At 37.0% G+C, this 26,138-nt stretch carries 22 protein-coding genes; 6 read left to right on the top strand and 16 right to left on the bottom strand.

Annotated features, from left to right (window positions below; all coding sequences use genetic code 11):
• Positions 1–10: 10 nt before the first annotated feature.
• From A3Q34_RS19760 to A3Q34_RS19735, 6 genes are all read right to left on the bottom strand, one after another.
• On the bottom strand, positions 11–1,048 hold the full coding sequence (locus tag A3Q34_RS19760) for a hypothetical protein (RefSeq protein ID WP_157471073.1): 1,038 nt from the start codon (positions 1,046–1,048) through the stop codon (positions 11–13).
• A 330-nt stretch (positions 1,049–1,378) separates the two neighbouring features.
• Positions 1,379–2,425 carry a metal-dependent hydrolase gene (locus tag A3Q34_RS19755; RefSeq protein ID WP_070376903.1) on the bottom strand — a complete coding sequence of 349 codons (1,047 nt, stop codon included), beginning with the start codon at positions 2,423–2,425 and terminating at the stop codon, positions 1,379–1,381.
• 379 nt (positions 2,426–2,804) lie between these two features.
• Entirely contained in the window at positions 2,805–3,632 is an 828-nt protein-coding gene (locus tag A3Q34_RS19750) for a prohibitin family protein (protein WP_395881227.1), read from the bottom strand.
• Between the two features lie 304 nt (positions 3,633–3,936).
• A complete protein-coding gene (locus A3Q34_RS19745; RefSeq protein ID WP_070376901.1) occupies positions 3,937–6,447 on the bottom strand; it encodes a hypothetical protein in 2,511 nt (836 codons plus the stop codon).
• A 262-nt stretch (positions 6,448–6,709) separates the two neighbouring features.
• A complete protein-coding gene (locus tag A3Q34_RS19740; protein WP_070376900.1) occupies positions 6,710–7,183 on the bottom strand; it encodes a hypothetical protein in 474 nt (157 codons plus the stop codon).
• Positions 7,184–7,218: 35 nt separating this feature from the next.
• The gene (locus tag A3Q34_RS19735; RefSeq protein ID WP_070376899.1) at positions 7,219–7,896 is read right to left on the bottom strand and encodes a 2OG-Fe(II) oxygenase; all 678 of its coding nucleotides are present in this window, start codon (positions 7,894–7,896) and stop codon (positions 7,219–7,221) included.
• A 284-nt stretch (positions 7,897–8,180) separates the two neighbouring features.
• Here A3Q34_RS19735 and A3Q34_RS19730 point away from each other — a divergent pair, with 284 nt between their 5' ends.
• Positions 8,181–9,416, top strand: coding sequence for an HD domain-containing phosphohydrolase (locus A3Q34_RS19730; RefSeq protein ID WP_070376898.1), 1,236 nt, complete (start codon positions 8,181–8,183; stop codon positions 9,414–9,416).
• A 56-nt stretch (positions 9,417–9,472) separates the two neighbouring features.
• On the opposite strand, the gene A3Q34_RS19725 is transcribed toward A3Q34_RS19730, so the two are convergent.
• The 3 genes from A3Q34_RS19725 to A3Q34_RS19715 form a co-directional block, all read right to left on the bottom strand.
• A complete protein-coding gene (locus tag A3Q34_RS19725; protein ID WP_070376897.1) occupies positions 9,473–10,000 on the bottom strand; it encodes a DUF3750 domain-containing protein in 528 nt (175 codons plus the stop codon).
• 202 nt (positions 10,001–10,202) lie between these two features.
• The gene (locus tag A3Q34_RS19720) at positions 10,203–10,472 is read right to left on the bottom strand and encodes a hypothetical protein (RefSeq protein WP_070376896.1); all 270 of its coding nucleotides are present in this window, start codon (positions 10,470–10,472) and stop codon (positions 10,203–10,205) included.
• A gap of 487 nt (positions 10,473–10,959) precedes the next feature.
• Positions 10,960–12,756, bottom strand: coding sequence for an acyl-CoA dehydrogenase C-terminal domain-containing protein (locus A3Q34_RS19715; protein WP_070376895.1), 1,797 nt, complete (start codon positions 12,754–12,756; stop codon positions 10,960–10,962).
• 463 nt (positions 12,757–13,219) lie between these two features.
• Here A3Q34_RS19715 and A3Q34_RS19710 point away from each other — a divergent pair, with 463 nt between their 5' ends.
• From A3Q34_RS19710 to A3Q34_RS19690, 5 genes are all read left to right on the top strand, one after another.
• A complete protein-coding gene (locus tag A3Q34_RS19710; RefSeq protein WP_070376894.1) occupies positions 13,220–13,882 on the top strand; it encodes a nitroreductase in 663 nt (220 codons plus the stop codon).
• Positions 13,883–14,358: 476 nt separating this feature from the next.
• A complete protein-coding gene (locus tag A3Q34_RS19705) occupies positions 14,359–14,967 on the top strand; it encodes a glutathione S-transferase family protein (RefSeq protein ID WP_070376893.1) in 609 nt (202 codons plus the stop codon).
• A gap of 39 nt (positions 14,968–15,006) precedes the next feature.
• A complete protein-coding gene (locus A3Q34_RS19700; protein WP_070376892.1) occupies positions 15,007–15,699 on the top strand; it encodes a crotonase/enoyl-CoA hydratase family protein in 693 nt (230 codons plus the stop codon).
• 79 nt (positions 15,700–15,778) lie between these two features.
• A complete protein-coding gene (locus A3Q34_RS19695; protein WP_070376891.1) occupies positions 15,779–16,672 on the top strand; it encodes an alpha/beta hydrolase in 894 nt (297 codons plus the stop codon).
• Between the two features lie 91 nt (positions 16,673–16,763).
• Positions 16,764–17,549, top strand: coding sequence for an alpha/beta fold hydrolase (locus A3Q34_RS19690; protein WP_070376890.1), 786 nt, complete (start codon positions 16,764–16,766; stop codon positions 17,547–17,549).
• A 112-nt stretch (positions 17,550–17,661) separates the two neighbouring features.
• Here the strand turns inward: A3Q34_RS19690 and A3Q34_RS19685 are convergent, their stop codons facing one another.
• The 7 genes from A3Q34_RS19685 to A3Q34_RS19655 all read right to left on the bottom strand — a co-directional run bounded on the left by A3Q34_RS19685 (position 17,662) and on the right by A3Q34_RS19655 (position 26,134).
• Positions 17,662–18,834 carry a vWA domain-containing protein gene (locus A3Q34_RS19685; RefSeq protein WP_070376889.1) on the bottom strand — a complete coding sequence of 391 codons (1,173 nt, stop codon included), beginning with the start codon at positions 18,832–18,834 and terminating at the stop codon, positions 17,662–17,664.
• Positions 18,835–18,839: 5 nt separating this feature from the next.
• Complete coding sequence (locus A3Q34_RS19680) at positions 18,840–19,673, bottom strand: AAA family ATPase (protein WP_070376888.1); 834 nt, start codon at positions 19,671–19,673, stop codon at positions 18,840–18,842.
• 47 nt (positions 19,674–19,720) lie between these two features.
• The gene (locus A3Q34_RS19675) at positions 19,721–21,823 is read right to left on the bottom strand and encodes a molybdopterin-dependent oxidoreductase (RefSeq protein ID WP_070376887.1); all 2,103 of its coding nucleotides are present in this window, start codon (positions 21,821–21,823) and stop codon (positions 19,721–19,723) included.
• A gap of 87 nt (positions 21,824–21,910) precedes the next feature.
• Positions 21,911–22,588 carry a hypothetical protein gene (locus tag A3Q34_RS19670; RefSeq protein ID WP_070376886.1) on the bottom strand — a complete coding sequence of 226 codons (678 nt, stop codon included), beginning with the start codon at positions 22,586–22,588 and terminating at the stop codon, positions 21,911–21,913.
• Positions 22,589–22,678: 90 nt separating this feature from the next.
• The gene (locus A3Q34_RS19665; RefSeq protein WP_070377274.1) at positions 22,679–23,677 is read right to left on the bottom strand and encodes an NADP-dependent oxidoreductase; all 999 of its coding nucleotides are present in this window, start codon (positions 23,675–23,677) and stop codon (positions 22,679–22,681) included.
• A gap of 54 nt (positions 23,678–23,731) precedes the next feature.
• On the bottom strand, positions 23,732–24,790 hold the full coding sequence (locus A3Q34_RS19660) for a hypothetical protein (RefSeq protein WP_070377273.1): 1,059 nt from the start codon (positions 24,788–24,790) through the stop codon (positions 23,732–23,734).
• A 219-nt stretch (positions 24,791–25,009) separates the two neighbouring features.
• Positions 25,010–26,134: a zinc-binding dehydrogenase gene (locus tag A3Q34_RS19655; protein ID WP_070376885.1), complete on the bottom strand. Its 1,125-nt coding sequence runs from the start codon at positions 26,132–26,134 to the stop codon at positions 25,010–25,012.
• Positions 26,135–26,138: the final 4 nt, after the last annotated feature.

The raw sequence follows: 26,138 nt of genomic DNA, 5'->3' as shown, positions 1-26,138 counted from the left end.
ACTTGTTACGTTATTTTTTTACACCAAGACCAGATTCTAAACGAATAATTGGTACGCATTTAGGACAGATACCATGACTAAACCTTGCATCTGAATGGTCAGAAAAATATTTTTCCATTGTATTCCATTCCATTTCATCGTCTCGAATATTGTGACAATATGCGCAAACAGTAATGATTCCTTCTAACGTTTTTATTTGTTCTAAAGAATTTTTAAGCTCAATGTTTGAAGTTTGTAGTTCTTCTGTTCTTTCGATAACTATTTGATTTAATACTTGCAACATTTTTTTATGATTTCGCCATAATATAAAAATCAATAAGGCAATTGCGCAAACCGATAAAATAAAAATAATTATTTGAATATTTGAAGAGGAATTAAGTCGATTAGCTGTGTCGCTGACCTTTTTTTTGGTACGTTGATCTAAAGCTTCATAGAATTGATTAATTGGCTTCATGATATTTATCTTAGCCATGTGATATTCATCGCTATGCAATAAATCAATCGCCATTTGTTTGTTCGGTTTAGCAGAAATAGTAAATTCACCATTCTCATCCTGAAATATGCCATTTATTGCATTAAAGGAAGTTTCTTCAATTGAAACAAGCTTATCCGATTTATCCTGTGATTTTTCTAACAATAAAAATTCACTTTTTGTAAAATTGGCGCTTTTCATTAAGCTTATCAGTGAAACAGGTTTTCCTAATTCAAAAGGAGTTAAGTCGTTGCTAACGGCCATGAAATCCCAATAAACTCTATCATAATTAACAGGTAATGGAGATTGACCATTTCTAATAGCAAGGACATCATGAAACTGTTTTTCAAATAGCGGGTTGCCTGTTACTACGTACATTCTAGCCAAACGAGTTAAGTCATCTGAACTGCGACGTAATAGCGTTGTTAACAAATAGGAATCATACCTATTCTCTTGAACGTTTATTAATTCTTGCTGATCTATATAGATAGATTTAAAAAGACTAGCCGAAGTAATGGTTAACCCTAACAGTAATATTAGTATCAATAGATAATATTTGGGGGATTGCTCTTTCAATTTGTTCCATCCATTGGATAATATCACTGGCATTATATGTTGAAAAGATCATAAACGTTTATCAACTGTCATTCCACACTTAAAGAATCATTAGCTGATCTTAATCAGTAAAGATGACTTATTTTAATTATTCTGAAAATAATCATTGACCTAGACCTCTGTTTACTAACTATTACTTTCTTTTGAAAAGTCCTAATTTTTTGACTAACTCAATATTTTTAAAGAAATCAGAGTGAATAGAAGCTGTATTAATAGCGGTATTTCCTGATATAAGTAAGAAGCGAGCGATCCACATGAAGAGTACTTAGCTGATTAAGCTTTCTTAGTAGATTAATTTTTACTGTTAACACAAACACCGTTTTCTCTTCGAGGTGACAAAGAAACTGATGGATCCCAAATTCGCTGCCAAACACTACCAAGCATACTAAAATCAGGCCTAGCACTTACCTTCTCAGCATGACTCTTAACAATACCCATACTCGTTTGCTCGCCAACAATAAAATTAAACACATAACTACATTCCACACCCATGCGTAAATCAGATAAAACAATATACTGCTCTGCTTGTTTTACTGAATAAAAGCCTTTCGTGAACCATTGTAGTCGTTGTACATCCCATTCATCTTTAAGATTAGTAAGCAGAGAGTCTGACGATTGATAAGCTTCCAGACTTACCTCCGATGCTGAGTCAAACACAGAGACATAGCCCTCATAATATTGACCATCAGACATAACCAATACCCGCCAAAGTAGCGTAGAAAAAGGCGCAGGTGTACTCAAATAATGATGTGTTTTTATCTGTCGTTCGTTCAACGCTGTGGTGACTTTATCGTCTATATAAAGCTTTGCCACCAAAGACCAACAGATATAAAGTGTACTTATCGTTAATGCAAAAGTATTGATTTTTAAAGCACTTGCCGGTTTAACTCTGGGCAGAAAAATAACAATAAACGCAAACAATAGCGGTAAGGTATACATGGGATCAATGATAAACAAATTAGAGACCGCAAAGGGATATTCAGTAATAGGCCAAAGCAATTGCGTACCGTAAACAGTGAAGCTGTCCAAAACCCCATGAGTAGATAAGCACAAAAATACCAACACAAACCAGTGTTTCTTATAAATGGCTGTAGCTTGATGACATTTGGTTATTAACCAGGCAATTAAAGGGCTAATGAGCAAATGTACTAATAACGAGTGGCTAAATCCTCGATGGTAGGTAAAAGCTTCAACATCACCGCTATAGGGTAAGAATACATCTAAGTCAGGCAATGTTCCTAAAACGGCACCATAAATAGCTGCTTTAGGACCAACTTTATTACCTAATACCGCATAGCCGACCGCGCCGCCCAAGACAGCTTGTGTTAATGAATCCATAATGACCTTGCCGATTTAACAATTATGATTCTAATACGCCTTTATCTACAATTCTAGATCAATTGAGACAGCAAATTTTCTTTGGTTTTTCATACTGTTTCAATGGTTAATAAACTATATTCATTCGGTTTACTGACAATTTTAACAAGAAGCTTGTTGTTCATAGAGCGTTGACATGACATAAACTTTCTATGGCATTTAACTCATATAATATACTCATGACAGAGATAGAATAACTAAGGTAATGATTAACATCTTGTTCGACGATCAAAGTTTCATTAGTCTTAGGTAAACTACTCGGCACTAAAGTACCGAGATTTCTCGACGATACTGATAAAAAAACCGCAATTAAGCGGTTTCTATTATGATACTAGTAGGCTTATTTTGCTCTCATATCTAATATTGGCATATTACTACTGCCTAAAATTGTCGCTGGAAGCTTGCCATCCCAGTTTTGAGCCTCTGTTAGCTTAACAATTAAAGGGTTGTTACCCAGTGCTTTAGCTTTAGCCGTAATCGCTTCAGCTTCAGCTAAGCCTTTAATTCGAATAGATTCAGCTTCTGCTATAGCAACGAGCTTAATACCGTCTGCTTTTGCTTTTGCCGTATTTACGTCACGTTGCGCTTCTAAATTTTGACGTGCTAGTTTATGTTTCTCCGCATCAGCCAGATTTTTTTCTGTTTGCTTAGTTTCAATAGAAGTTAAGTACTTAGCTGGTAATTGAATATTTTCAATTTGGATGTTATCAACAGTAACAGGAAAGTCTTTCATTTCTTCGATAAAGCTTGCTTCAATCGCTTGAATAGCACTTGCTCTATCTTGTATTAATTTCTCTGCATCGTACTGTGGGATAACATCTTTAGTGGCAGATCTAAAACGAGGATCAAGAATTCTGTTTTCAAATTGCTTTAAACCACCGTATTGGCGAAAAAGTTCAAGTGCAGCTGTCTTGTCTACCGTCCAGTTAACTGAAACAATAACAGTTACTGGCATTTGCTCTTTAGTACTTGATGCCATTTTTTCTTCATTTTTACGTGTTCTGACTTCTATCTCTTCAACGCTATCAATAAAAGGCACTTTAAAGTGTAAACCCGGGTTAACCTGCTCTTTGGCTTCACTGAATCGCTTAACAATGCCGATATGTCCTTCATTGACCGTGTAAACAGAGCTGAAAAAGAGGGTGACAGCAATCGCCACCGTTATTATTGATTTAGTTGGGATATTTAATTTTTCTATATTCACTTTTTTACCTCAGGGGCTTTATTAGGTGCCCATATTTAAAGACACATTCGTTAAATATTACAGCATGTTATTCGCTATGCAGAGACCATAACCTTTTAAGTGACTTAACGTCAAACTTACACCCGAGTTAACCAGCCCTGCAAAGACTAAACAATCGATAATATTAACCATTAGTAAGTTAATCTTATCAGTTAGGTGAACATCAAAAGTGTTGTATTGATATTTTTTCTGTTGGCCATTCGACAAAAGTTGATGGGTCTGTTGTCATTTATGTTGCATTAGCAATCAACTTAATAGCAATATCAGTTAAATCGGTTACTTCTCCAATACCTATGGTACTTTCTAACTGAGTTTGAAGATCATCCGCTAAGTCTTTATCTAAACTTCTTAAATAACTGATTTCGTCACGGTAATACATATTTTGCACTTTATCGCTTTTTTTCAATTCAACTTTTAAAATTGCCGGTTTACCGTGATTAGATACTTTCTGGGTATATTCTTTCAATTGGGCAGATTTTTTCAATACTGATAAGTCACGATACCAAAAGGAATACTCTTCTTTATCATTTTTATCTTTAGGTAGAACAAGAATATAAAATGCACGGGCAGGTAATTCTTTATAAGCAAGTACCGCAATAATTGATAAACAAGAATCTCTAAACTTTTGATTGCTCAATAGATTAAGAATAATTTCTTCACTATTTTCATTTTTATAGACAAGGTGCTTAAGTGCAGAGTTACCACTAAAGCTCGCCGCATTAATATATTGTTGGTGCTTAGTTGCTTTTAAGTAGAATGGAATAGAGAAATGATTGTGTGCATATATGTTCCTCATCGCTTTTTGCAGACCATAAATACGACTGCCACGTTTTCCACAGGCTTCAAGGGTATCAACATGTTGATAAATATACTTTCTTATCGCCCTACAAGCTAAATGTTTACTTTCAATTGTATTCATTAATAATCGAACAGCGCCATGGCTGTCATAACCTAAAACAATGTATTTCTGTTTTTGTAGTGTTCTATCTTGTTCCGAAAAAGGTACGGTTAATTCAATTTCAATTTCTTCACCCGCTTTAAATTTAGTTTCTTTTACTAGGCTAACTAACAAGCCTTGTATAGAGATATTTTTAGTTATACCGGGGATATGAGTAACAACATTATTACTGCGTGTAATTGCCATTTGAAAGGATAGTACAAAGCGGTCTTCACCTCTAGAGTCATCATTTTCTGCCGTTACAATTTCGGTTTCATCAAGTGAGTCAACTGCACTCAGTTGAAAACGTTTCGGTAATAAATTTTCTAATTCAGTTATGTCTTCACTGACCGGTCGATGTATTATTTCATACAAGCTAGTAATATCTGAGAGGGTGATCATATGATCGCAATTACTGATCATATCTAAGGCCGCTTTCGGGATTGCTCTATTTAACACAGCCATCTTAGGATGAACATGACAAGGCAAGGCAGAAGGAACATAAGCATCTGCTTCAGAATTAATAAACGATGAGGATATTTTGACTACTCGAAAAAGGCTGTTTTTGAAAAAATTATTAAAAACAGCTTTAACGCTTCTATTATTAACAAAATCGTCATACCAAATAAGGGAATAAATGAAGGTATCTTTATATTTAGATTTTAATATAAAGGCATATTTATCAACCGTATTTCTCTCGTTTAGCGCCTTTTGTATTTCTTTATTGCCCAGTAGTACGGGTAAATGAAAATTTTCATCGGTATCACTAAAAAAGCGCCAAAACGCATCATTACCCGATGTTTTCATCGCCACTTTCGCATGCCATGCATTATTATTTTTATAACAAAGTAAGGGAATGTCGTGAGTTTTATTTAGATACAGTTGCTCGTAACCTTTCGAGGTAACAGAATCAAACAAAGGGGTGATAAATCGTTCTGTAGGACCAATAATTGCCAATTTTTTTTGTCTTAGGTAATGAGCGAACAAAACCCGCATTTGTTGATCTGTTAATGGACTTGAAAATTTCAATAAGTATTCAAACTTATTATTTGCAGAAGATTTTTGACTATCAATAATAACAAATCCGAGTTCAAGCTCTTCAGTGAAATCTATTTCGGTATGATGGTCATATAGCCACAGGTACACTTTATTTGCTATGACACCCGCTATTTCGTGTGAGGTCTGGATAACAACTTTTTGATTATTCATCTTCTCGATGTTAGCCGTAATACCAACCTCTTTTTTTCCTTGGGCGGTCATCCCCATAATAGGGTTAATAAAGACTTTACAAGCAGAATTAAGTTTTTTAAGTTCGTTAATTATTCTATTTTTATTTACTAAGGGTTTAGGTTCAGTTTTATCTATTTTAAATTCTGAAAATTCACTTTCACTTTCACTTTCATTTTCATTTTCAATATCATATTTGCTGACACCTTTATCTTTATTAGCTGCCCTCTTTTGAGCGTCTTCATAAACTTCATAGTAAAGTGCTGTTGTATAAAGGTTTTGATATTCGACAAGTTTTTCGTTGAATAGCTTTTTACCCGCTATATCCAAATAATGATTAATTTTATTGTGTGTAACTATTTGACAATCAGCAAAGATCAGCCGTAAATCTATTGGTTTATTAGCTTGTTGGGCAAGTTTTTTGATTTCATTTTTAACAGCAAGGTGTTGACCAGAGTTTTCATCGGGTAGAAGTTTTTTAACTAAATATTCCAATCTATCATTGCTGGCATAGGGGACCAAACTTAAGATTTGTTTTTCAAACTTTTGTAAGTGAGGACTAATAACACTACTCATTAATCGTGGAACCTCATATTTTTAAGCTAAATACATTGGAGGGGATGAAATCCATAAACCATTAACGTTAATGGTTTAATCTTAGTGCATGTTAATAGATAAGACTAAATAAATGTTGCCATGTTGCCATGTTGGCTAGTTGTTTTATTGGTCTGTCGTTATCGGCACAACCGCCATTATACTTTAGACTTTATTAAGTGCCTATGTGGATATAATCAACAGACATGATAGGGAGCGCGCATTTATTGCTTGCTCCTCTTCGCTAGAGGTCGGTAGTTCTAATTAAAAAATAAGCAGGCCAAATTTCTCGTACCTGATACTCCCACTCAGTATCCACTTTGCCATTAGGTGATTGTAAAAACCAATACCTCGCCCATTTACTGACAACTTTTCCTGACTTACTCAATTTTAATGGAGAAAACCGACGCTGATATCGGTTGCCATCATACTCAACAATTGCGTTATTTCGTGCTCTTTTATGTAAGCTATCTAAGGCCGTACTAATGAGTTCGACCTTTGATAAGGCCAATATACCTTGTTCTTTTAAACAAGCTAATATCGCCGCTTTTTTTATACTTGCCTGCATGTAGTCATCTATATGAGGAGTATAAACCATGCCCGTTAGACCATAAATAGCGGATCGCTCTCTATCAGCAAGTGCTTTTAATGGCATGATTTGCTGATTAATTTCATCTAATTCACTGATGACATGCAATTTTATAGGTAATTTAGACAATGCCTACGCTCTTATAAATACTCATTGATTTCTCATTAATTTGGCGGATCTATATTATTGTCAATGCTGTTGTTTAAGCGGAACCACCCTGCTATAGAGAATCTATCGCGCTTAGCAGGTAATACTTCATGCGGAAACTCTTCGCTTAAAAACACAACTATCGTACCAAAGCTGGGCAATACTTTAATTTTACTGTTATCAACAACCGCTGAGGCTGGTATCTTTTTATCATAAATCACTAATTCTCCTCCATCATCAGCGGACCAATGCTGATTAAGGTAGACAACAACAGATAGCACCCGATTACCCTCACCTTTAAAAGCATCTTTGTGCTTTTTATAAAAATCGCCTTTAGCATAATGAGCAAAATGACTTTCAAAAGAAAACAATCCTAGAAACAAACGGCGATTAAGATAAGCTTGCAGTGACTCGGCCCACGTTATCCAAGCACAACTGGCTTGATTGTTACTGGTTATCCAGCTTATTTCATCTGTCCGTATAAAATCATTAATCATATGATCTTTGGCACGACCTATTCCAGCACGTTTGAATTTTTCAGTAGGTAACTCAATAATATGATTTAATAACAGATGGGTTAATTCTTCAGGCAGAGCATAAGGACGAATGCTATAGCCCTTTTCAACAATATCATTGGATATTGACTCGAACAGTGATGAGTCACCACCAGAGTAAGTTATTTGAGCTAGGTTCAACTACATCCTATCTTAGGAAGTAAAACTAACATTTTCTTAATAATCTAATAAAATAATGAATGGTCTATATTAGCACTTTGAATATATTAGTGTGAGCATTCGTTTTAATAAATGGTTTAATTTTTTGTCGACAGTAGATGTGATTAGTTAGAAAGTGAAAACGTTACAAGCGGATAGCGTAAAGCCCAATCAGATAAAATAGTAAGACGCTTTGCTAATAGCTAAAATCATTCCTACAGTTAACGCATAGAACTGCCAGTAGACAATTAATTCAAGGAACGAATGTGAAAGTAACTAATCAACTTATTAAAGAAACATCCAAACAGTTTTCAACTCATATTTTAAATTCTGGAATGCAATGCGGCATCAATCAAGATATTACCGACCCTCAAGGAAAAAGAGTTTTTTTAAAAGCGGGGACTGAAATTACGGAAAAAATCCGTTTAAAATTAACTAACTTGCAACAAGAGGGGATCATTGGCCATGAAGATGTAATTTCTCTTAAAGAAGATACCAGTAATGAAGATTTATTAGCGCCGATCCTAGACTTAGCCAAAACAAACCCTGTGATAAATAACTTTCAGCTAAAAGAAACACTGGCAACTATTGGTGACTTTATAAAAGGTGGTTCAATTCCAAAGAAAATTACTGATCACCTCAGTATATTTTCACACCTAAACCCCTCTGCATACAAAAATACTCTAATCAATTTAGTATTTGGCACCCATATCGGTAAAGCAAACAACTATTCTCCAACCGAATTAACTGAACTGATCTCTGTTTTGTTTTTTGAAAATATTGGTTACGCAAGACTTAACAATACAATGAAAGATGCAAAGTTAGTTCACCCTATCTTGAGTAAAGAAATAGTGAGACTTGCGGGCTTAGAGAGTAAGTTAGTCTTAGAATCGATAGAACAGCATGAAGAGAAATTGGATGGCTCTGGTTACCCAAAAAAGTTAACACAAATTCATGAATACGCTCAAATTTCACAAATAGCGAATCAATATTCTCAGATCACTAGAAAAAGTAAAAATATTAACACGGCCATCGGAGAGCTTTATTTGTTAGCCGAAGGATTTGATTTTAGGACCAGTCAAAAAACGCAGGCTATTTATTCTTATCACTTACAAAGGCCCCTATTAGCAATAATGCAAGAAAGTATACAAACAGATACCCATCAGCAAGCCTACGGAAACCATTTATACGACCAATTATCAAAAGTCATAAAATGGACAAACACCTTAAATGCAAACAACCCAGAAATGAATTTTATTCAAGCTAAACTTAGGAGCACATTATGGGTGTCAGAATCATCACAGCAGCCATTCCAAATAAAAAGAGAAGAGCTTAAAGATAATCAAGTTTGTAAAATGTTTATCAATGACGCTCGAAGATTAGTACTGCAAATTTCACAATTTGCCAATTATTTCAATCAGATACTCCATTACCCGATTAAAATTGATAATATATCAACCAATAAAGAATATTTTTTAAAGTTAATAAATCCAATAATTTAACTTGCTTAACAATGACTTAATATCGATTCTCGCTGAATTCTTTGGTTAAATAGCAGTTAGTTTGCATACCCACTGCCAATAGCAGTAAATGGCAGCTCAAGTTCGAGCTCAGGGACTTGTAAACCTATCCAGGCGACAAAAGTATTACTATTAGGGCCTGGGAAGATACTATATTCATTCACCCAAGGATAGCGGGCAATTGCGGCCTTAATCTTAGGAATTAGTTTAACCGCTTTATCACCTTTAATAGAAAGTAATAATACCGGCTTTGAGCCATACCAATACCTATCTGGTGTTAATGTTTTGTACTGTCTTATTGCTGATAACCCTTGATTTACTTGCCAACCAGTCACTTCATAAACACTATACTCTGCTGCTTTTTCTTCTTTGATTGCAAGCCAAGGGTGAACAGCAAACCAACCACGCCAACTAAAAGCATCTGCGGCATAAAACTCTACAACAGCCCTACTATCGTCATTGGGTAACGTTGCAATACCAGCAGGCTCTCTGCTCGCGGTTCGCCAGTTGTTATGGGTACAAGCACTCAGTAGGAGTACAATGCAGATAATCGTCCAAAATCTCATATGCGCTATTATTACACCGGTTTAAGCCTAGATTATATTGCTTAGGCTGGGTTTGATAAATTTAACCTATATTCTTATTGGCAATAAAATCCCTATTACTTTAAAATCAGAATACACTTCTTTTTTCAAATAAAACCAATCTGTTGGCCCAATCAGAACCATAGAATAAGTTTCAGATGAATATTTACGCCACTTTAAAGCTTCACTTAAGCTGAGCTTTTTTCTTTGATAGTGTAAAATTTGCATAAAAAGTTGTCACTACACCCGCGACAAGAGAAAGCATCGCTAAGCCAAATAATGCGTTATCTTGAGATTCAAAGGCTAATAGATATACCCCCAACACAACACAGAATAAACCAACATAAATAAAGACCTGAGGGTGTGAAATAATTAGACCCGTAGATTCGGTATTTTTCCCTTTATGGGATTTAGTATGTGATGAAGCTTTTCGTTTATGTTTATTTGTTGGCATCGCCAATTCCTTAATCTTTATAACAATATGTTATCGGTACATCTCAACGATGCCCTCATTGTAACTAGTAATTAATTTATACTAATATTAGATAAGATCAAATAATTATCTCTAGCTGGAAATGGCTAAATACCATTAAGATGATATAAAACAAAAATAATTAAAACACATCATAAATATTCAGCAATAATGTATACAGTCAAGTCAACTTGAATGACGAAGCCTAGCACCCCAACTTATTTGTGCAGCCAAGTACTTAAATTAACTCTCGTTAATTGCCTAAGCAGTCATTTGGCGAGGCGCCATTCGTGAATGGGTTATTTTACGTTACTGTAAAATAAAAAATGCCTAATATTCAGATTTAAATCTAAATATTAGGCATGAGTTAACACCCCGTTATAAATATCTTAGCCGTGTAAAGAGGGTAGATATTTATCTGTTTACCAATAATTAATTTTCAAAAATTATTGGTAAAGCTAGTGCTTAATTAAAATGCAAAGTCTTCACTGGCTAGAGCCATCATCGAGTCTACACCACCTTCAATACAAGCTGCATGTCCTTGAGCTCTAGGAAGTATACGATGAAAGTAAAATGCTGCTGTTTTAATTTTAGCTTGATAAAACGCTTCATCTTCACCAGCGTCTTTTAGTTTACTTTGCGCTACAGAGGCCATTTTTGCCCAGAAGTAGCCTAATGTTACATAACCGGCAAACATCAAGTAATCAACCGAAGCACCACCAATCTCATCCGCGTTCTTCATCGCCTTTTGACCAATATCACCCGTGATCATTTGCCACTGTTTAGCGTATGAGTTTAGCGTACTAACATATTCACTCATGGCTGGATTATCGGCATTGTCTTTCGAAAAAATAGCGATATCTGTCATAAACGGCTTCAAAATTTGACCTTTACTGCCCAAAATTTTACGGGCTAATAAATCTAACGCTTGAATACCCGTTGTGCCTTCATAAATACAACTAATTTTAGTGTCACGCAGAAGCTGTTCCATGCCCCATTCTTTTATAAAACCATGTCCACCAAAAACTTGTACACCATGACTTGTACATTCGAAACCTAACTCTGTTAAAAATGCTTTTGCAATAGGTGTTAATAAGGCTAATTTGTTTTCTGCATCAGCTTTAACATCAGCGTCATCTGATGCGTGGGTTATATCAACTAATTGCGACAAATAGCCAATTAGTGCTCTACCACCCTCAGAAATAGACTTTTGCGTAAGTAGCATACGACGAACATCAGGGTGAACAATAATAGGATCAGCTGGTCCATCTGGATTTTTTACGCCGCTAATAGAACGCATTTGCAAACGATCTTTTGCATAAGCTAATGAACCTTGAAATGCCGCTTCAGCTGCTGCAGAACCTTCCATTGCTACACCTAAACGAGCAGCATTCATAAAAGTAAACATGCAGTGTAGGCCACGGTTCTCCTGTCCAATTAAAAACCCTTTAGCGCTATCAAAGTTGATAACACAAGTGGCGTTAGCATTGATACCCATTTTATGTTCAATTGAACCACAACTCACAGCATTACGGTCTGCTTTTGTGCCATCATCATTGACATTAAACTTAGGAACAATAAACAAAGAGATACCTTTACTACCTTCAGGAGCACCTGGTAGGCGTGCGATAACAATATGTACAATATTCTCTGATAAGTCATGCTCTCCGGCTGAGATAAATATCTTTGTGCCGGTAATCGCATAGCTACCATCATCGTTTAATATAGCTTTGGTGCGCAACATGCCAAGATCAGTACCACAATGTGATTCAGTTAAACACATAGTGCCTGTCCAGCTACCTTCAACTAATTTAGGCATATACTGTTGTTTTTGTTCACTGGTGCCATGAGCTTCAATTGTTGCTTGTGCCCCATGACTTAGACCAGGATACATAGCAAAACTATGATTAGCAGACGACATCATTTCACTAATAGACGCATTAAGAGAGTAAGGTAATCCTTGCCCACCAAACTCTTCACTCTGAGATAATGTTGGCCAGCCACCCTCAACGTATTGTTGATAAGCATCTTTAAAACCATCTGGCGTAGTTACTACACCGTCTGTCCACGTACAACCTTGCTCGTCACCGATTTGATTTAAGGGTGCAATAACTTGTTCAGTAAACTTGGCTGCTTCTGAGATAATAGCGTCAACCATATCTTCACTAGCATCATCGTAACCTAATTGTTTATAGTGTTTGTCGCAGTCTAATAATTCTTGCATTACAAACTTAATATCACGAACTGGGGCTTTATATTCAGGCATTCTATTGACTCCAAAAATTTATTATTAACCGTTGACTTCACTATTCAACATTGCTTTAACCAAGTGGTCATACCACTGATATTATCGATATGAGATAAATTAGTCAAATGAATTTAATTTATCCCTAACTATTCAGTATCCATATAATAAAAGTTAATGCGCTTCTGACATACCCAGTGAAAATAGCCACTTACTATATGATTTTAGAATAGAGCGTGATAATAATTATTCATTGGTTTTATTAATATAACCGCTCTACCATCAGAAAATGCGCTTTAATCTCTGTTAACCTTATTACAGTGGTTATTTATACCCTCTTGTAACAAGTATAGATCACTTTTTTAAGCGATTTATATTGGTTAATAGTGGATTAAACGTTACCACAAATTTAATCGCACAAAGCTAAGTCTCATCTATAATTACCCTTAATATGAGACTATTTTAAAATTATAAAGGAGTCTCAATGTCTTTAACCACCCTCTTAGAAAAGCGCAATTCAGTGCGTGCTTATTTGGAAACACCCGTCGAACAAGCATTATTAGAAGCTATTTTTACACAAGCACAACGCGCCCCTTCAAATTGCAACGTACAACCTTGGCAAACTTGCGTGGTGTCTGGCGCTAAAAAAGAATCCCTTAAAAATGATTTACTCTCAGCGGTTATGAGTGGCAAACCACCAAACCCAGACTTTAACTGGCTACCTAAATACAAGGGTATCCATAGAGATCGCCAATTTGGTTCAGCTAATGCACTTTACAGTGCTATTGGTGTTACTCGCGAAGACAAACTGGGTCGTCAAAAAGCGATGATCCGCAATTGGAGTTTTTTTGATGCTCCCCATGTAGTATTTTTTACTATGGATAAATATCTCGATATTATGGGTGCGGTTGATTTGGGTATTTATGCGCAAACTCTTTCGCTAATTATGGCTGAGCACGGTATATCAAATTGTATGCAAGGGGCATTGGGACAGTTCCCAGATCCAATCAAAAAATCCTTAAACTTACCGGAGCAAAGAGGTATTTTGTTTGGTATGTCATTTGGTTACGCTGATATAAATGCGCCGATAAATAAAACTCTTACTGATCGCGAAGATATTACCAATGCGGTTAGCTTCTTTAAATAACGACTCACAATAACAATTAATGAGTCGTTATTAGCAATCATGTTTTGTTCAAGACAATGTTGAATAATCATATTGAAAACTAATACAAAATATTTACCCAGCAGATAATAAAGAATACTGAGAGTCGGCATGGATATTACTGAATTAGTTACATTTATAAGACAAAAGGTGTACCTATTGGTATATTTTAAATTATGATGGGCATGGGACTAACCTTTTCCATTGGTCTAATTAATCCTTGACTGTTATTACCTATTATTGGCTCTAGTTTGACACATTTTATGTTATTAACGCTTGAATATACCGTCGATATTCTGCTTAGGTTGTTACGTTCAAATATCATTTAACACAAAAAAGCCTTAACTCAATATATGATAAGCTAACGTACCTATAAAAAAGGTAAAAATTTAACCTTACTACCAAGCGACGCCTATTCATTAAGTTGATAACAATGAATTTTAAGGAAAAATGTAAACATGATTACTGTACATCATCTTAACAAATCACGTTCTAAACGCGTTATCTGGTTGTTAGAAGAGCTTAATATGCCTTATAACATTGTTAAACATCAACGTGACCCACTCACAAATTTAGCGCCTGAAAGTTTAAAATTAATTCATCCGCTAGCAAAAGCACCTATTATCGTAGATGGTGAGGTTACTTTGTGTGAGTCTGGCGCGGTTATGGAATATATTCTTAACCATGCAACAGCAAGTAATTTAAGGCCAAGCATTGATTCTAATGAATATTACCATTATTTAGAGTGGTTACACTTCGCAGAAGGGTCCTTAAGTTTACCTGTGATAACGACCTTGCTGATGTCAATGGAAACTCGTGAAGGCACTCAGCCTCTTGACGGTTATATTGCTAAAGAAAATCATCTCGATTTCTCATATATCGAAAATACTTTAACCGTAAGACGTTATTTTACTGGTGATTCTTTTAGTGCTGCTGATATTATGATGGCAGTGATACTCGAAATTGCAGAAAGTATTGGTTTGTTAGAAAGCAAAGACAAAACTAAAGACTATCTCGTCAATATCAGAAAAAGACCCGCATATCAAAAAGCGGCTCAATTTGGCTAACAGCCAGTGATATCAATTTTAACAACTATAGGAAAGAACATGGAATTAATAGATTTTGAACTCGATGAAAACATTGCAACGATCACCCTAAAAAATGGCAAGGTTAACGCTATTTCTCACCAAGTAATAACAGAAATAAACAGCGCTTTAGATCAAGCAGAAGCAGCAAAAGCGGCCGTTATTTTAACAAGTCAACCGGGAATATTTTCAGGTGGCTATGATTTAAAAACGATGAAAGAAAGTTCTGACTCTGCTGTATCATTAGTGACAGCTGGCTCAACGCTTACTCGCCGTATGTTATCTTTCCCCTTTCCTATTGTTGGCGCCTGTACCGGCCATGCAATTGCCAAAGGCGCATTTTTATTACTCAGTTGTGATTATCGTATCGGCACACTAGGTTCATTTAAAATTGGACTCAATGAAGTGGCTATTGGTATGACCATGCATCAAGCTGGCCTTGAACTCGCTAGAAACCGAGTACCGATTAACTATTTAACGCGCTCGGTAATAAACGCTGAATTGTTTGATCCAGAAACAGCTGTATTAGCTGGATTTCTTGACACATTAGTTGAACCCGACCAATTAATGGCAACGGCGAAAGCTGCAGCTACCCAACTGTTAACCCTAAATATGACAGCACACCATGGTACTAAACTAAGAGAAAGAAAAGAAATACTAACGGCATTAGATGCGGCGATAGCAATAGATTCAACGATGACTTTGAGCCTATAGTAAATCGACCATGACTCACTAAAGTATTTTCTTAGCGCTACACAACAAGAATGCTCACAGTATATTAGGCCGTTAACGTATGATAAAAAAATTCACCCTGTTTTCTGTTTTGTTATTTCTGTGTGTTTTCTTTAGTGGTGCATGGTATTTTTCTTCAAAAATACTAATACTGCCAATTACTGAGTGTACACAAGCCCGTTTTGTCTTTTGTGGAGAGCCAAGTGAACAAGGCCTCAGTTTTGAAAACGTTGTTTTTAACACCGATGATGGACTAACACTGCCAGCTTGGTATATACCTGCAGATAATGACACCCATAAAGCGATATTATTAGTACATGGTAGAACAGCAAACCGAACCGAAGGTATGCGCTACGCCAAGGCTATTGTTGCTGCCGGTTATAATGTTTTAGCTATTGATCTGCGTCATCCACGCCAAGACCCTGCTATTATTTCAACCATGGGCTATCACGAGAAGAAAGACGTCACAGCCGCTTTAAATTATTTAGTTGATAAGAAAAATATTAGCTCGATTGGTGTGATGGGATTTTCTATGGGCGCAGCAACTAGCATCATAGTTATGGCAAAAGACTCTCGTATAAAAGCGGGGGTTTTTAGTGGTAGCTATGCTAATTCGATGGACGTACTCGCTGAACAGGCAAAAGTACTCTACGGTCTTCCTCGTTACCCTTTAATGCCAATGGTAGCAAAATTTTTTGCTTGGCGCGGCGATTTAGAAATTGATGAAATTAATCCAGAAAAATACATCGCGAACATCTCGCCTCGACCTGTTTACATTATGCATGGCACAGCCGATAAAACCGTAGACTTTAAACACGGACAACGCTTATTTAGTGCCGCCAATGAGCCGAAGCAATTTTGGCAAGCTGAAGGTGGCGAGCACACTAAACTATGGCAACTCAACCCTGAAAAAGCTGAAAATAGTGTCGTTGATTTTTTTAATCGCTACCTTTAAAAGCTCTTCAGTTTAGTCTTAACCCTTTAACAATAAGTTCAAGGGTAGTAATCTTTTATATAATTTTTATCATAGGTGTTTATAAACGTATATGTCAAAACCTGTAATCAACTTTGTCCATGCCAATGGTTTTCCGGCAGGAAGTTACCGTACATTTCTGTCATTTTTTTCAAACGATTATTCAACCATTGCTTTAGAACAATATGGTCACGATGATTGTTACCCCATTCATAATAATTGGCAATTTTTAGTCAATGAGCTGGTTAACTTCATTAAAAAACAAGACCAAAAGGTCATTTGTGTTGGCCATTCTTTTGGTGGTGTCATTTCTTTTATGGCCGCTTGTCAGCATCCTGAACTTTTTCGTGGTGTCGTCATGTTAGATCCTCCTGTATTTTCTGGGCCATTATCTTGGTTTTTAAAACTGGCTAAAAAAACACCTTTTATTGATAAAATATCTCCAGCGGGTCGAGCGAAAAACAGGCAAAAACATTGGCCGTCTGAAACACAATTAGTTAATAATTTTGCTCAAAAGAAACTTTTTAAAAACTTTGATGCCCGATGTCTACAAGATTACGTAGACAGTGCCGTGACATTAAAAAATAAAAGATGGGAATTAATGTTTTCACCCGACGTTGAAGCCGATATATTTAGACACCTACCTTGCAATTTAACAACATATAAAAATAAACTGACAGTGCCATCTGCATTGATTTATGGTGATAAAACAGACGTATTGCCGGTAAGTTACTTTAATCGATTTGCTAAAATGAATAACATACCACTGACTAAATTAGCTAATGGCGGACATATGTTTCCGCTTGAACAACCCGAAGCAACCGCCTCTATAATTACTAACATTATAAAAGATTGGTAAGACGATGTTCGATAAAAGAGAAGCTGCTATAAAACGGCTATTATTAGCCCTTAATTCATTACAAAAAGGTAAAGCTACAACCGTCCTTGGTTGTAATTTACTAGTGGGATATTTAGCTGAGCGCTTTTATCGCTCGACCTATGCCATCGACCGTTAAAGGGTACATTCTATCGGCTATTAACTGCCTAACAATAGAGATTGAGTGATGATAATCCCAATGAGTCTCTGGCTGTGGGTTTAACCAAGCGACCTTATTAAAATGACCAAGAATTTTATGCATATGAAAGGTTCCTGGTTTTTCATTCCAGTGTTCAACACTGCCGCCAGGTGCTGTTATTTCATAAGGCCCCATAGTGGCATCACCGACAAATATAACTTTGTAGTCCGCGCCAAAGGTTCTAATGATTTCTTCTAAATCAATAGTATCAGTGCGGCGTCGGCTATTGTCTTTCCATAATCTTTCATAAACACAATTATGAAAATAGAAAAATTCAAGGTGTTTAAACTCGGTATGTGCCGCTGAAAAAAGTTCTTCACACGTATGTATGTAATCGTCCATAGAGCCGCCGATATCAAAGAACATCAATACTTTTACTGCATTATGACGTTCAGGCTCCATATGAACATCGAGCATACCGCCATTTTTAGCCGTTGAGGTAATAGTGGTGTTAATATCAAGTTTTTCACTAGCACCGGTACGGGCAAATTTCCTGAGTTTTTTTAGCGCTAATTTTATATTTCTAGTGCCTAATTCTCGGTCTTGATCAAAGTTTCTAAATTCTCGCTTATCCCACACTTTAACCGCACTATTATTACGATTTTTATCTTGCCCTACCCTAATACCTTCGGGGTTATAACCATAAGCGCCAAAAGGAGATGTACCACCAGTACCCACCCATTTATTGCCGCCAGCATGGCGTTTCTTTTGTTCTTCAAGGCGTTCTTTTAACGCTTTCATTAGCTCGTCTAAACCACCTAATGCCTTTAACTTATCTTTTTCTTCTTGACTTAGGTGTTTTTCAAATTCTTTTCTTAGCCAATCTTTAGGTAATATTTTATCAAATATATCAATTACTTGGATACCTTCAAAATATTCAGCGAATGCACTATCGAATTTATCATAATGAATTTCATCTTTAACCATAACGATTTTAGCTAGGTGATAAAACTCTTCCACATTAGCAAAAACAACTCCCTTTTTTAATAGCGCAATTAAGTCTAATAACTCACGCAAACTACAAGGAACTTTATGTTTTCTTAACGTTAAAAATAAATCTATAAACACAACAACTACCTGTTTCTGCGACTGATAAAGGCGAGTTTTTCAAGTAGTGAAACATCTTGTTCATTTTTTAATAGCGCACCAAATAAAGGAATAATACCAGACTGCTTATCGATTAATACCTCTTGAGCAACATCGTCTGCGACCAGTAGTTTCAACCAATCGATTAACTCTGATGTTGAAGGCTTTTTCTTAATACCTTGTAAGTCTCTCAGTTCAAAAAACACTTCTAAGGTATGCGCTAGTAAATCTTTTTTTACATCAGGGTGGTGAACAGCAATAATCTGTTCCATTTCTACTTTTGTTGGAAACTTGATGTAATGAAAGAAACAACGACGTAAAAATGCATCGGGTAGCTCTTTTTCATTATTAGACGTTATAATAATGATCGGACGTTGCTTTGCTTTAATAACTTGTTGCGTCTCATAAACATAAAACTCCATCTTATCAAGTTCTTGCAGCAAATCATTAGGGAATTCTATATCGGCTTTATCTATTTCATCAATTAATAATATCGGACGTTGCTCTTCTTCAAACGCCTGCCAAAGTTTACCTTTAACGATGTAATTAGCAATATCATGCACACGTTCGTCGCCTAACTGGCTATCTCGTAATCTTGATACGGCATCGTATTCGTATAAGCCTTGTTGCGCTTTAGTTGTTGATTTAATATGCCATTGATATAGCTTACAATTAAGTGACTTTGCTAATTCTTCAGCTAATTGCGTTTTACCCGTTCCCGGCTCACCTTTAATCAATAGTGGCTTTTCTAGGGTGATCGCAGCGTTTACCGCTAAGCGAAGTTCGTCTGATGCAATATAACTCTCTGTACTGTTAAACATGTTTTTACCTATTTTAGGGCTTAATTATAGTCTAATTCGACTAACATCTACGCAACGTTAATTGCGACCGGTGTACCATTTAAAGCAGCATTACCGGTTAAAGTATCTACTCGACTTGCATCGGTTAAATCATTAATACTAACACCTGGTTGCTTGGCTGCAACCGACATCTGGGTGCCTTGTTGATTATGTCCCCAGCCTTGCGGCATACTGACCACCCCACGTTGAATATCGTCGGTGATCACTACCTCTATTTTCACTTCACCTACCATTGAGCTCACCATAACAGATTGACCATTGCTAATGCCTAATACCTTAGCATCATCTGGATGAACCTCTAAGGTACAAGGATTTTTGCCTTTAATTAAGCGCTCGGAATTCTGTGTCCAGGTATTATGACTTTTCACTAAACGGCGACCAATTAAATCGAACGGATACTTTTTATCACGAGCAGGATGAATGATAACATTTTGCAAACGCGGTAAATCATTAATATAGAGTTGCGGCACTAAGTTTACACTACCTTGCTCGGTTTTTATCCGCGCTTCGATACACGGCATTAACGGTCCAATATCGATACCATGAGGATTGTCGATTAATTTTGCTAAGCTCATACCTTGTTTACCATAAGGACCTTTTTGCAATTCCATATCTAAGATCATTTCTGGTGTGTATTCATCAAGGTCGGTATCTGTCATTCGTGCCGCTAGCTCCTTCAGTATTTGCCAATCGGTGCGTTGATAGTCTGCTGGTTCAAACAATGGCTTAGAATATTTGACGGTATTTCTCACTGAAAATGAATTGAAGAAAATATCAAAATGAGAATTTTCAAGACCTGTTGTTGCCGGTAAAATAATATTAGCGTGTTTAGTGGTTTCATTAAGATAAATATCGATGGCGACCATATAATCTAATCCTGAAAACGCTTCAGCTAATTTATGCCCACTAGGTGAAGAAAGCACAGGGTTACCTGCTACCGTAATTAAGCTTTTTATTTGGCCTTCACCGGGGGTAAATATCTCTTCAGCTAATGTTGCAACCGGAAACTCACCATTGAAAAAAGGTAACTTTCTAACACGACTCTTATATTGCCCAAAGGAGCTTTTATGACCCTTCTTATGATTTCTTAATAAGTCAAAAGCGGGCTGTGGGAACATAGCACCACCTGCACGGTCAAAATTGCCGGTTATAATATTGAGCACATTGGTTAGCCATTGGCATAGACCACCAAACGTTTGAGTAGATGCGCCCATACGACTGTAACACACCGCTGAGTCTGCAGTTGTCATATCATTGGTTAACGTTCTAATATCGCTGGCCGGTATGCCGACATGCTTAGCCACTGATTCGGGTGAATAATCATTAGCGATATTTTCCAACGCATCAAGTCCATCAACCCTATCTGCTAGGTGGCGAAGATTAACGCTATTGGTTGTAAAAACACAGTGGATCATCGCCAATAACAAGAGTGCGTCTTTTTCTGGTCTGATAAACAAATGTTGATCGGCAATTTTAGCGGTTCGAGTACGGCGAGGGTCAACAACAACAATTTTACCTCCTCGTTTCTGAATAGCTTTCATTCGGCCGATAACATTAGGTGCCGTCATCATACTACCATTAGAGACCACAGGGTTACCGCCAATAATCAACATAAAATCAGTGCGGTCTATATCGGGCACAGGGATTAACATACCCGCACCAAACATAAAATTAGCGGCAACATGATGTGGCATTTGATCGGTTGAAGCAGAACTAAAACGGTTTATCGTCCCTAACGATTTCATAAAGGGTTTTAGAAAAAGCGCATTACCTAAGTTGTGCGCGTTAGGGTTACCTAAGTAAACCGCTAAAGCGTTACGGCCATGTTCTTTTTGAATGCCTTTAAGTTTTTCTGCTATCTCGGTAAAAGCTTGATCCCATGAAATATCTTCCCACCCATTAGCTGTCCGTCTAATGGGTGTTTTTAAACGGTCTTCGTCATTATAAAAATCTTCTAAAGCCGTTGCTTTTGGGCAATTATAACCTTTGCTAAAAGGGTCTTCTGGGTCGCCTTTAATCGATAAAATATGCTTATCTTGATACTTAATTTCTAAGCCGCACATCGCTTCACAAATATTACAGTTACGGTAGTGCGTTTTGATATCACTCATAGTTATCTCCTAATTGGACCCATTAAAAAATGAAAACCTTCTTGGTTATCGGCTTCTTTGCGGCTTAAAACATATTAATTATTGACGTTAAAATTTTTCTTCAAGCCACTGTTTTGTCAGGCCAATACTGACCATACTTTTAAGCTTAAACAATGCCATCCAATCACCATCTTGAGGAACAGCATCGCCGCAACGGGGATCTGAACGTTGCAGCGCACCCGTCATTTTATGATCTATAGGTATAGTTTCACAGCCATGATCTGATTCACAAATGAAATCCCAGGGCTCTCGAGCCGGCGCATGACAAGCAAAACAGTTACCGCCAAAGCGATTAACAACATCAACAAAACCACGCTTACCTATTTTTGACCCTTGTTCATTAACTTCTAGTTCAAAAAACTCCCAGTCACCCGTCGCGGGAAAAGTACCCGATTCACGTTTAACCATGGCTTCTGTTGGTACAAGTTGTACTACCGAACCCACGGGGTACTTAGCGCCCTCTGGTGCATTGGCTGCGGCTAAAGTGCTTGTTATATCTCCTAAAAGATTATCAACATAAAAATGCCTGACCGGTGTCATATCTCTTATGCAGCTAAAGCTGTTCTCATCGACATTAACCTCTGTTATTACTGCAACAGCGTTAGCGACAGCAACACTTTGATCAGTGTCTGGCGTCTTAACGGATGTTTCTGCGCTAACAGACAAGGATGTTAAACATGCAAACACTAAGGTGCACATCAGGTTATTAACAAGTTTTTGGGACATATTCATTTCCATTTTAATTAAGTATCGTAAAGTAAATTTGAGTTTTATTGACAAAAAAACATCTATAACCGCCCAGCATTAAGCTGAGCATCAGAGTTTCACAATAAGTTTGCCTTTATTTTCACCGGTAAAAAATAAATTCAAGCCAGTCATCGCTTCATCAAAGCCATCTAAGATATGAGCACGATATTTAATTTTACCTTGCATTACATAGGGTGTTAGCTTTTCTAATAGGGCTGGGACTTCGCCAAAATGATCTGGCATAGTAAAGCCCTGTATTGTTAAGCGTTTCTTAATGATAGGGATCCAACTAGGTGCTAAGTCGGGTTCTGCTTTTGGGTAATCAGCAATCATTCCACAGACAACAATTCGACCATGAGCATTCATCCGAGCAATAACATGGTGTTGGATGGGTCCACCGGTATTTTCAAAATAGACGTCAATACCCTTTGGCGTTAATTGCGCTAATGTAGTCGCGATATCATCAGTTTTATAATTTATCGCGCCATCAAAGCCTAATTCATTTACCACCCAATCAGCTTTTTCATCACTACCTACAACACCAATGACAGTAAGTCCGTCGGCTTTAGCAAGTTGCCCGACAATTGAGCCAACCGAACCAGCCGCTCCAGAAACAACAAGTGTTTCACCTTTTTGAGGCTTACCTATGCTGTATAATCCTTGTGTTGCGGTTAACCCCGGTAAAGCAAAAACCGATAAGATAGCTTCATCAGGCAAGGGTGCTGTTACTTTATTTAAACCCGTACCATCACTTAAGTAGTATTCTTGCCAGCCCATCATGCCCATAACGCGATCACCAACGTTGAAGTTAGCATGATTACTTTCAACGATTTCACCAATACCTGAACTGCGCATAACATCGCCAAGGGCAACGGGTGGAATATAACTTTCTGTATCTGCACTCATCCAACCGAACATTGCCGGGTCTAGTGACATATGTGATTGTTTAACAAGAAATTGGTTTTTTGCCACTTCAGGAATATTCTTTTCTACAACGTCAAACAAATCAGGTCCTATTGGACCACCAGAAGGACGTGCAATTAAATTTATCGCTTTATACGTTGTAATCATTATTATCTCTATGCGTTTATAGTATGTAATTGGCGACTCTTTATTAAGAGACTATGCCAATAATTGATTTATACTCTTTATCTGGTTTAACTGTTGATTTTTATAAATCTGATCAAACGACTCCGCTAACTTTTCGCTGTCATTCATCACTTTTTGCCAATACCACATTCGCTGTTTGCGGTTCATGGTAACGAAGTCGTTTCTGTCAGGAATTTTATGATGAGGTAATGCGTCAATAAACTTAGCAGAAGGACAAATCAACACCGTATTGTCGTAGTTTTTTAATCTTACTTTTCTTGTTAAACTTTTATCAAACCAACCCGCCTTAAGTGATGAGCTAAAATGGGGGTAAAGTGTTAATCCTGGATTTTTAATCTCAAAATCAAAATGATAATCAACAATACCACCATCTCGATACATACCTTTTGGACTGTTTTCAATATCGCTAATACCCCGCATCACTAAGGGTATTGAACCTGATGCGAGTAACGCGTTACGAATATTACCTGTTGAAAAAGGTAGACGGGATGTGGGTATGTTATCAGGATCGCTAAGCTCAAGGTTACTATGGCTCGACTGAAAAATATAACGCTCATATTGGCTATTTAAGCGTGGGCGGCTGATGCGATTATTAACATAGCTTTTTGCTAGGCCAAGTCCCTGAATAAATTTATTTTCATAAGCAACAAAACCGTTACATTTAGCAACGATGATATGCGCTTTAAAATGGAGGTTATCAACAATTTCTTGCTCGCCTGATTCACCAAAAATAGCATCCATCATTTCTAATGCTTTTTCGCTAACCTCTGCAGGCTTGGCTTTAGCCGTGTAAGTAGTTTCATGATAATTTTTTGCGAGACGTTCTATTGCAGCGAGGGGATCTTTTTGAGCAAAACATGCATTTCTAAAAGCACCAACACTTGAGCCAATAAGGTTTAATGCTTGTTCTCTATTTTTAAAAAATTCACTAAAGAGGTATTTATCTAAACCATATAAAGTAAACCATTTAGGTCCACCACTCGCCGCTAAAAAAGAGCTAAATAAGTCAGGTGAAATTCCATTTTCTTTAATCGTCTTCATGGCTGAATCGCCAGCATATATTTCTAACATATTATCTTGTTGTTCACTTTTTGGTGACAATAATAAATCATTATAATCTCTAAGCCATGGTAAACGTTAGAAATAAATTAAACAAATGAATAGTACTTATGGTTCATTATTCACCAAATGAATTCGAGTTAACGAAAACGAGAAATATCACCAAGATTAAGATAGTGAAAAGCACAAATGGGGAGACCAAACCCAAAGCGTTCAGTCTCCTAACAGAGCTTAACTATTTTTGTTGGGATTAATCAGATATTTTTCGCCTGTTTTCTTAGCATTGTATTGTAAAACAATCGCTGGGGTCATCGCTTGTTCAAAACTTAATTCGTCAGTAAACGCACAAGCAAAAGTGGTTTTTATCTCATCGGCCACTTGCTTTTGTAATTTTGCGATTTGTTGTGGTTGCAACTTACCTAAAAAGCTCATTAATAACCAACCGCCTATGCCCCATGTCATTCCGTAAGCGCGATTTAAGATAGTTGGGGTGAAGTCTAAACCCCCATAAATATAAACTTGTTTATTAGTCTCTGAACCATAAGTATTAAAGCCAACAGCGTCTTTACTGCCAGACTGCTCCATTGCGTTTAGGATATCACTGACAATTTCGCCACCACCAATTGCGTCAAAGGCTAAAGTTGCCCCTGTTTCATCAATCGCTTTATACAAATCAGCCTTAAAGGTTTTACTCGATGAATCACAAATATATTGAGCGCCAATTGCTTTAAGTATCTCAGCTTGTTGCTGACTTCTAACAATATTGACCAAAGGAATGTCTTGTGCCAAACATATTTTATTTAGCATTTGTCCTAGACTTGACGCTGCAGCGGTATGCACTAATGCACTGTGCCCCTCCATACGCATGGTTTCTACCATACCTAAAGCAGTTAAAGGATTTACAAAAGAAGAAGCAGCATGCTTAGCTGTAGTCCCTTCATGGTGAACAATACAAGCTTGTGCGGGTACGCAACAATATTGGGCATAGGCGCCTCCGGTTAAAACCGCGACTGTTTTCCCCATTAACGACTGAGCAGCTTCACTATCACCGGCAGCAACCACAGTACCTGCGCCTTCATTACCAATAGGTAATACTTGATCTAAACGAGATTTAATTCGAGGTAGTATACTGCTATGCACAGGTGCACTGAGCGTTAATTTATCTGCACTTAATACCGCCTCGGCTAAATTAGCAGGTCCAAACATCGGCCACATATCAGATGGGTTGATGGGAGCGGCTTCAATACGAACGATCACTTCATGGGATTTAGGTGTCGCTACCTCGACCTCTTTTAAAGATAGTTCAAGTGTTCCGCTTGCAGAAATATGAGTAAATAATTGTTTTGAGTTTGTCATGATA

This window comes from Colwellia sp. PAMC 20917, assembly GCF_001767295.1.
Taxonomy (GTDB): Bacteria; Pseudomonadota; Gammaproteobacteria; order Enterobacterales; family Alteromonadaceae; genus Colwellia_A.
Note: the sequence above shows the minus strand (reverse complement) of the source record. Positions and strands in the feature narration are given on the sequence as shown.

Coding starts and splice junctions, on each gene's coding strand:
- A3Q34_RS19710 (WP_070376894.1), top strand. CDS start 13,220: ATGTCTTTAACCACCCTCTTAGAAAAGCGCAATTCAGTGCGTGCTTAT.
- A3Q34_RS19660 (WP_070377273.1), bottom strand. CDS start 24,790: ATGTTAGAAATATATGCTGGCGATTCAGCCATGAAGACGATTAAAGAA.
- A3Q34_RS19690 (WP_070376890.1), top strand. CDS start 16,764: ATGTCAAAACCTGTAATCAACTTTGTCCATGCCAATGGTTTTCCGGCA.
- A3Q34_RS19655 (WP_070376885.1), bottom strand. CDS start 26,134: ATGACAAACTCAAAACAATTATTTACTCATATTTCTGCAAGCGGAACA.
- A3Q34_RS19700 (WP_070376892.1), top strand. CDS start 15,007: ATGGAATTAATAGATTTTGAACTCGATGAAAACATTGCAACGATCACC.
- A3Q34_RS19695 (WP_070376891.1), top strand. CDS start 15,779: ATGATAAAAAAATTCACCCTGTTTTCTGTTTTGTTATTTCTGTGTGTT.
- A3Q34_RS19680 (WP_070376888.1), bottom strand. CDS start 19,673: ATGTTTAACAGTACAGAGAGTTATATTGCATCAGACGAACTTCGCTTA.
- A3Q34_RS19675 (WP_070376887.1), bottom strand. CDS start 21,823: ATGAGTGATATCAAAACGCACTACCGTAACTGTAATATTTGTGAAGCG.
- A3Q34_RS19715 (WP_070376895.1), bottom strand. CDS start 12,756: ATGCCTGAATATAAAGCCCCAGTTCGTGATATTAAGTTTGTAATGCAA.
- A3Q34_RS19720 (WP_070376896.1), bottom strand. CDS start 10,472: ATGCCAACAAATAAACATAAACGAAAAGCTTCATCACATACTAAATCC.
- A3Q34_RS19755 (WP_070376903.1), bottom strand. CDS start 2,425: ATGGATTCATTAACACAAGCTGTCTTGGGCGGCGCGGTCGGCTATGCG.
- A3Q34_RS19705 (WP_070376893.1), top strand. CDS start 14,359: ATGATTACTGTACATCATCTTAACAAATCACGTTCTAAACGCGTTATC.
- A3Q34_RS19745 (WP_070376901.1), bottom strand. CDS start 6,447: ATGAGTAGTGTTATTAGTCCTCACTTACAAAAGTTTGAAAAACAAATC.
- A3Q34_RS19670 (WP_070376886.1), bottom strand. CDS start 22,588: ATGTCCCAAAAACTTGTTAATAACCTGATGTGCACCTTAGTGTTTGCA.
- A3Q34_RS19725 (WP_070376897.1), bottom strand. CDS start 10,000: ATGAGATTTTGGACGATTATCTGCATTGTACTCCTACTGAGTGCTTGT.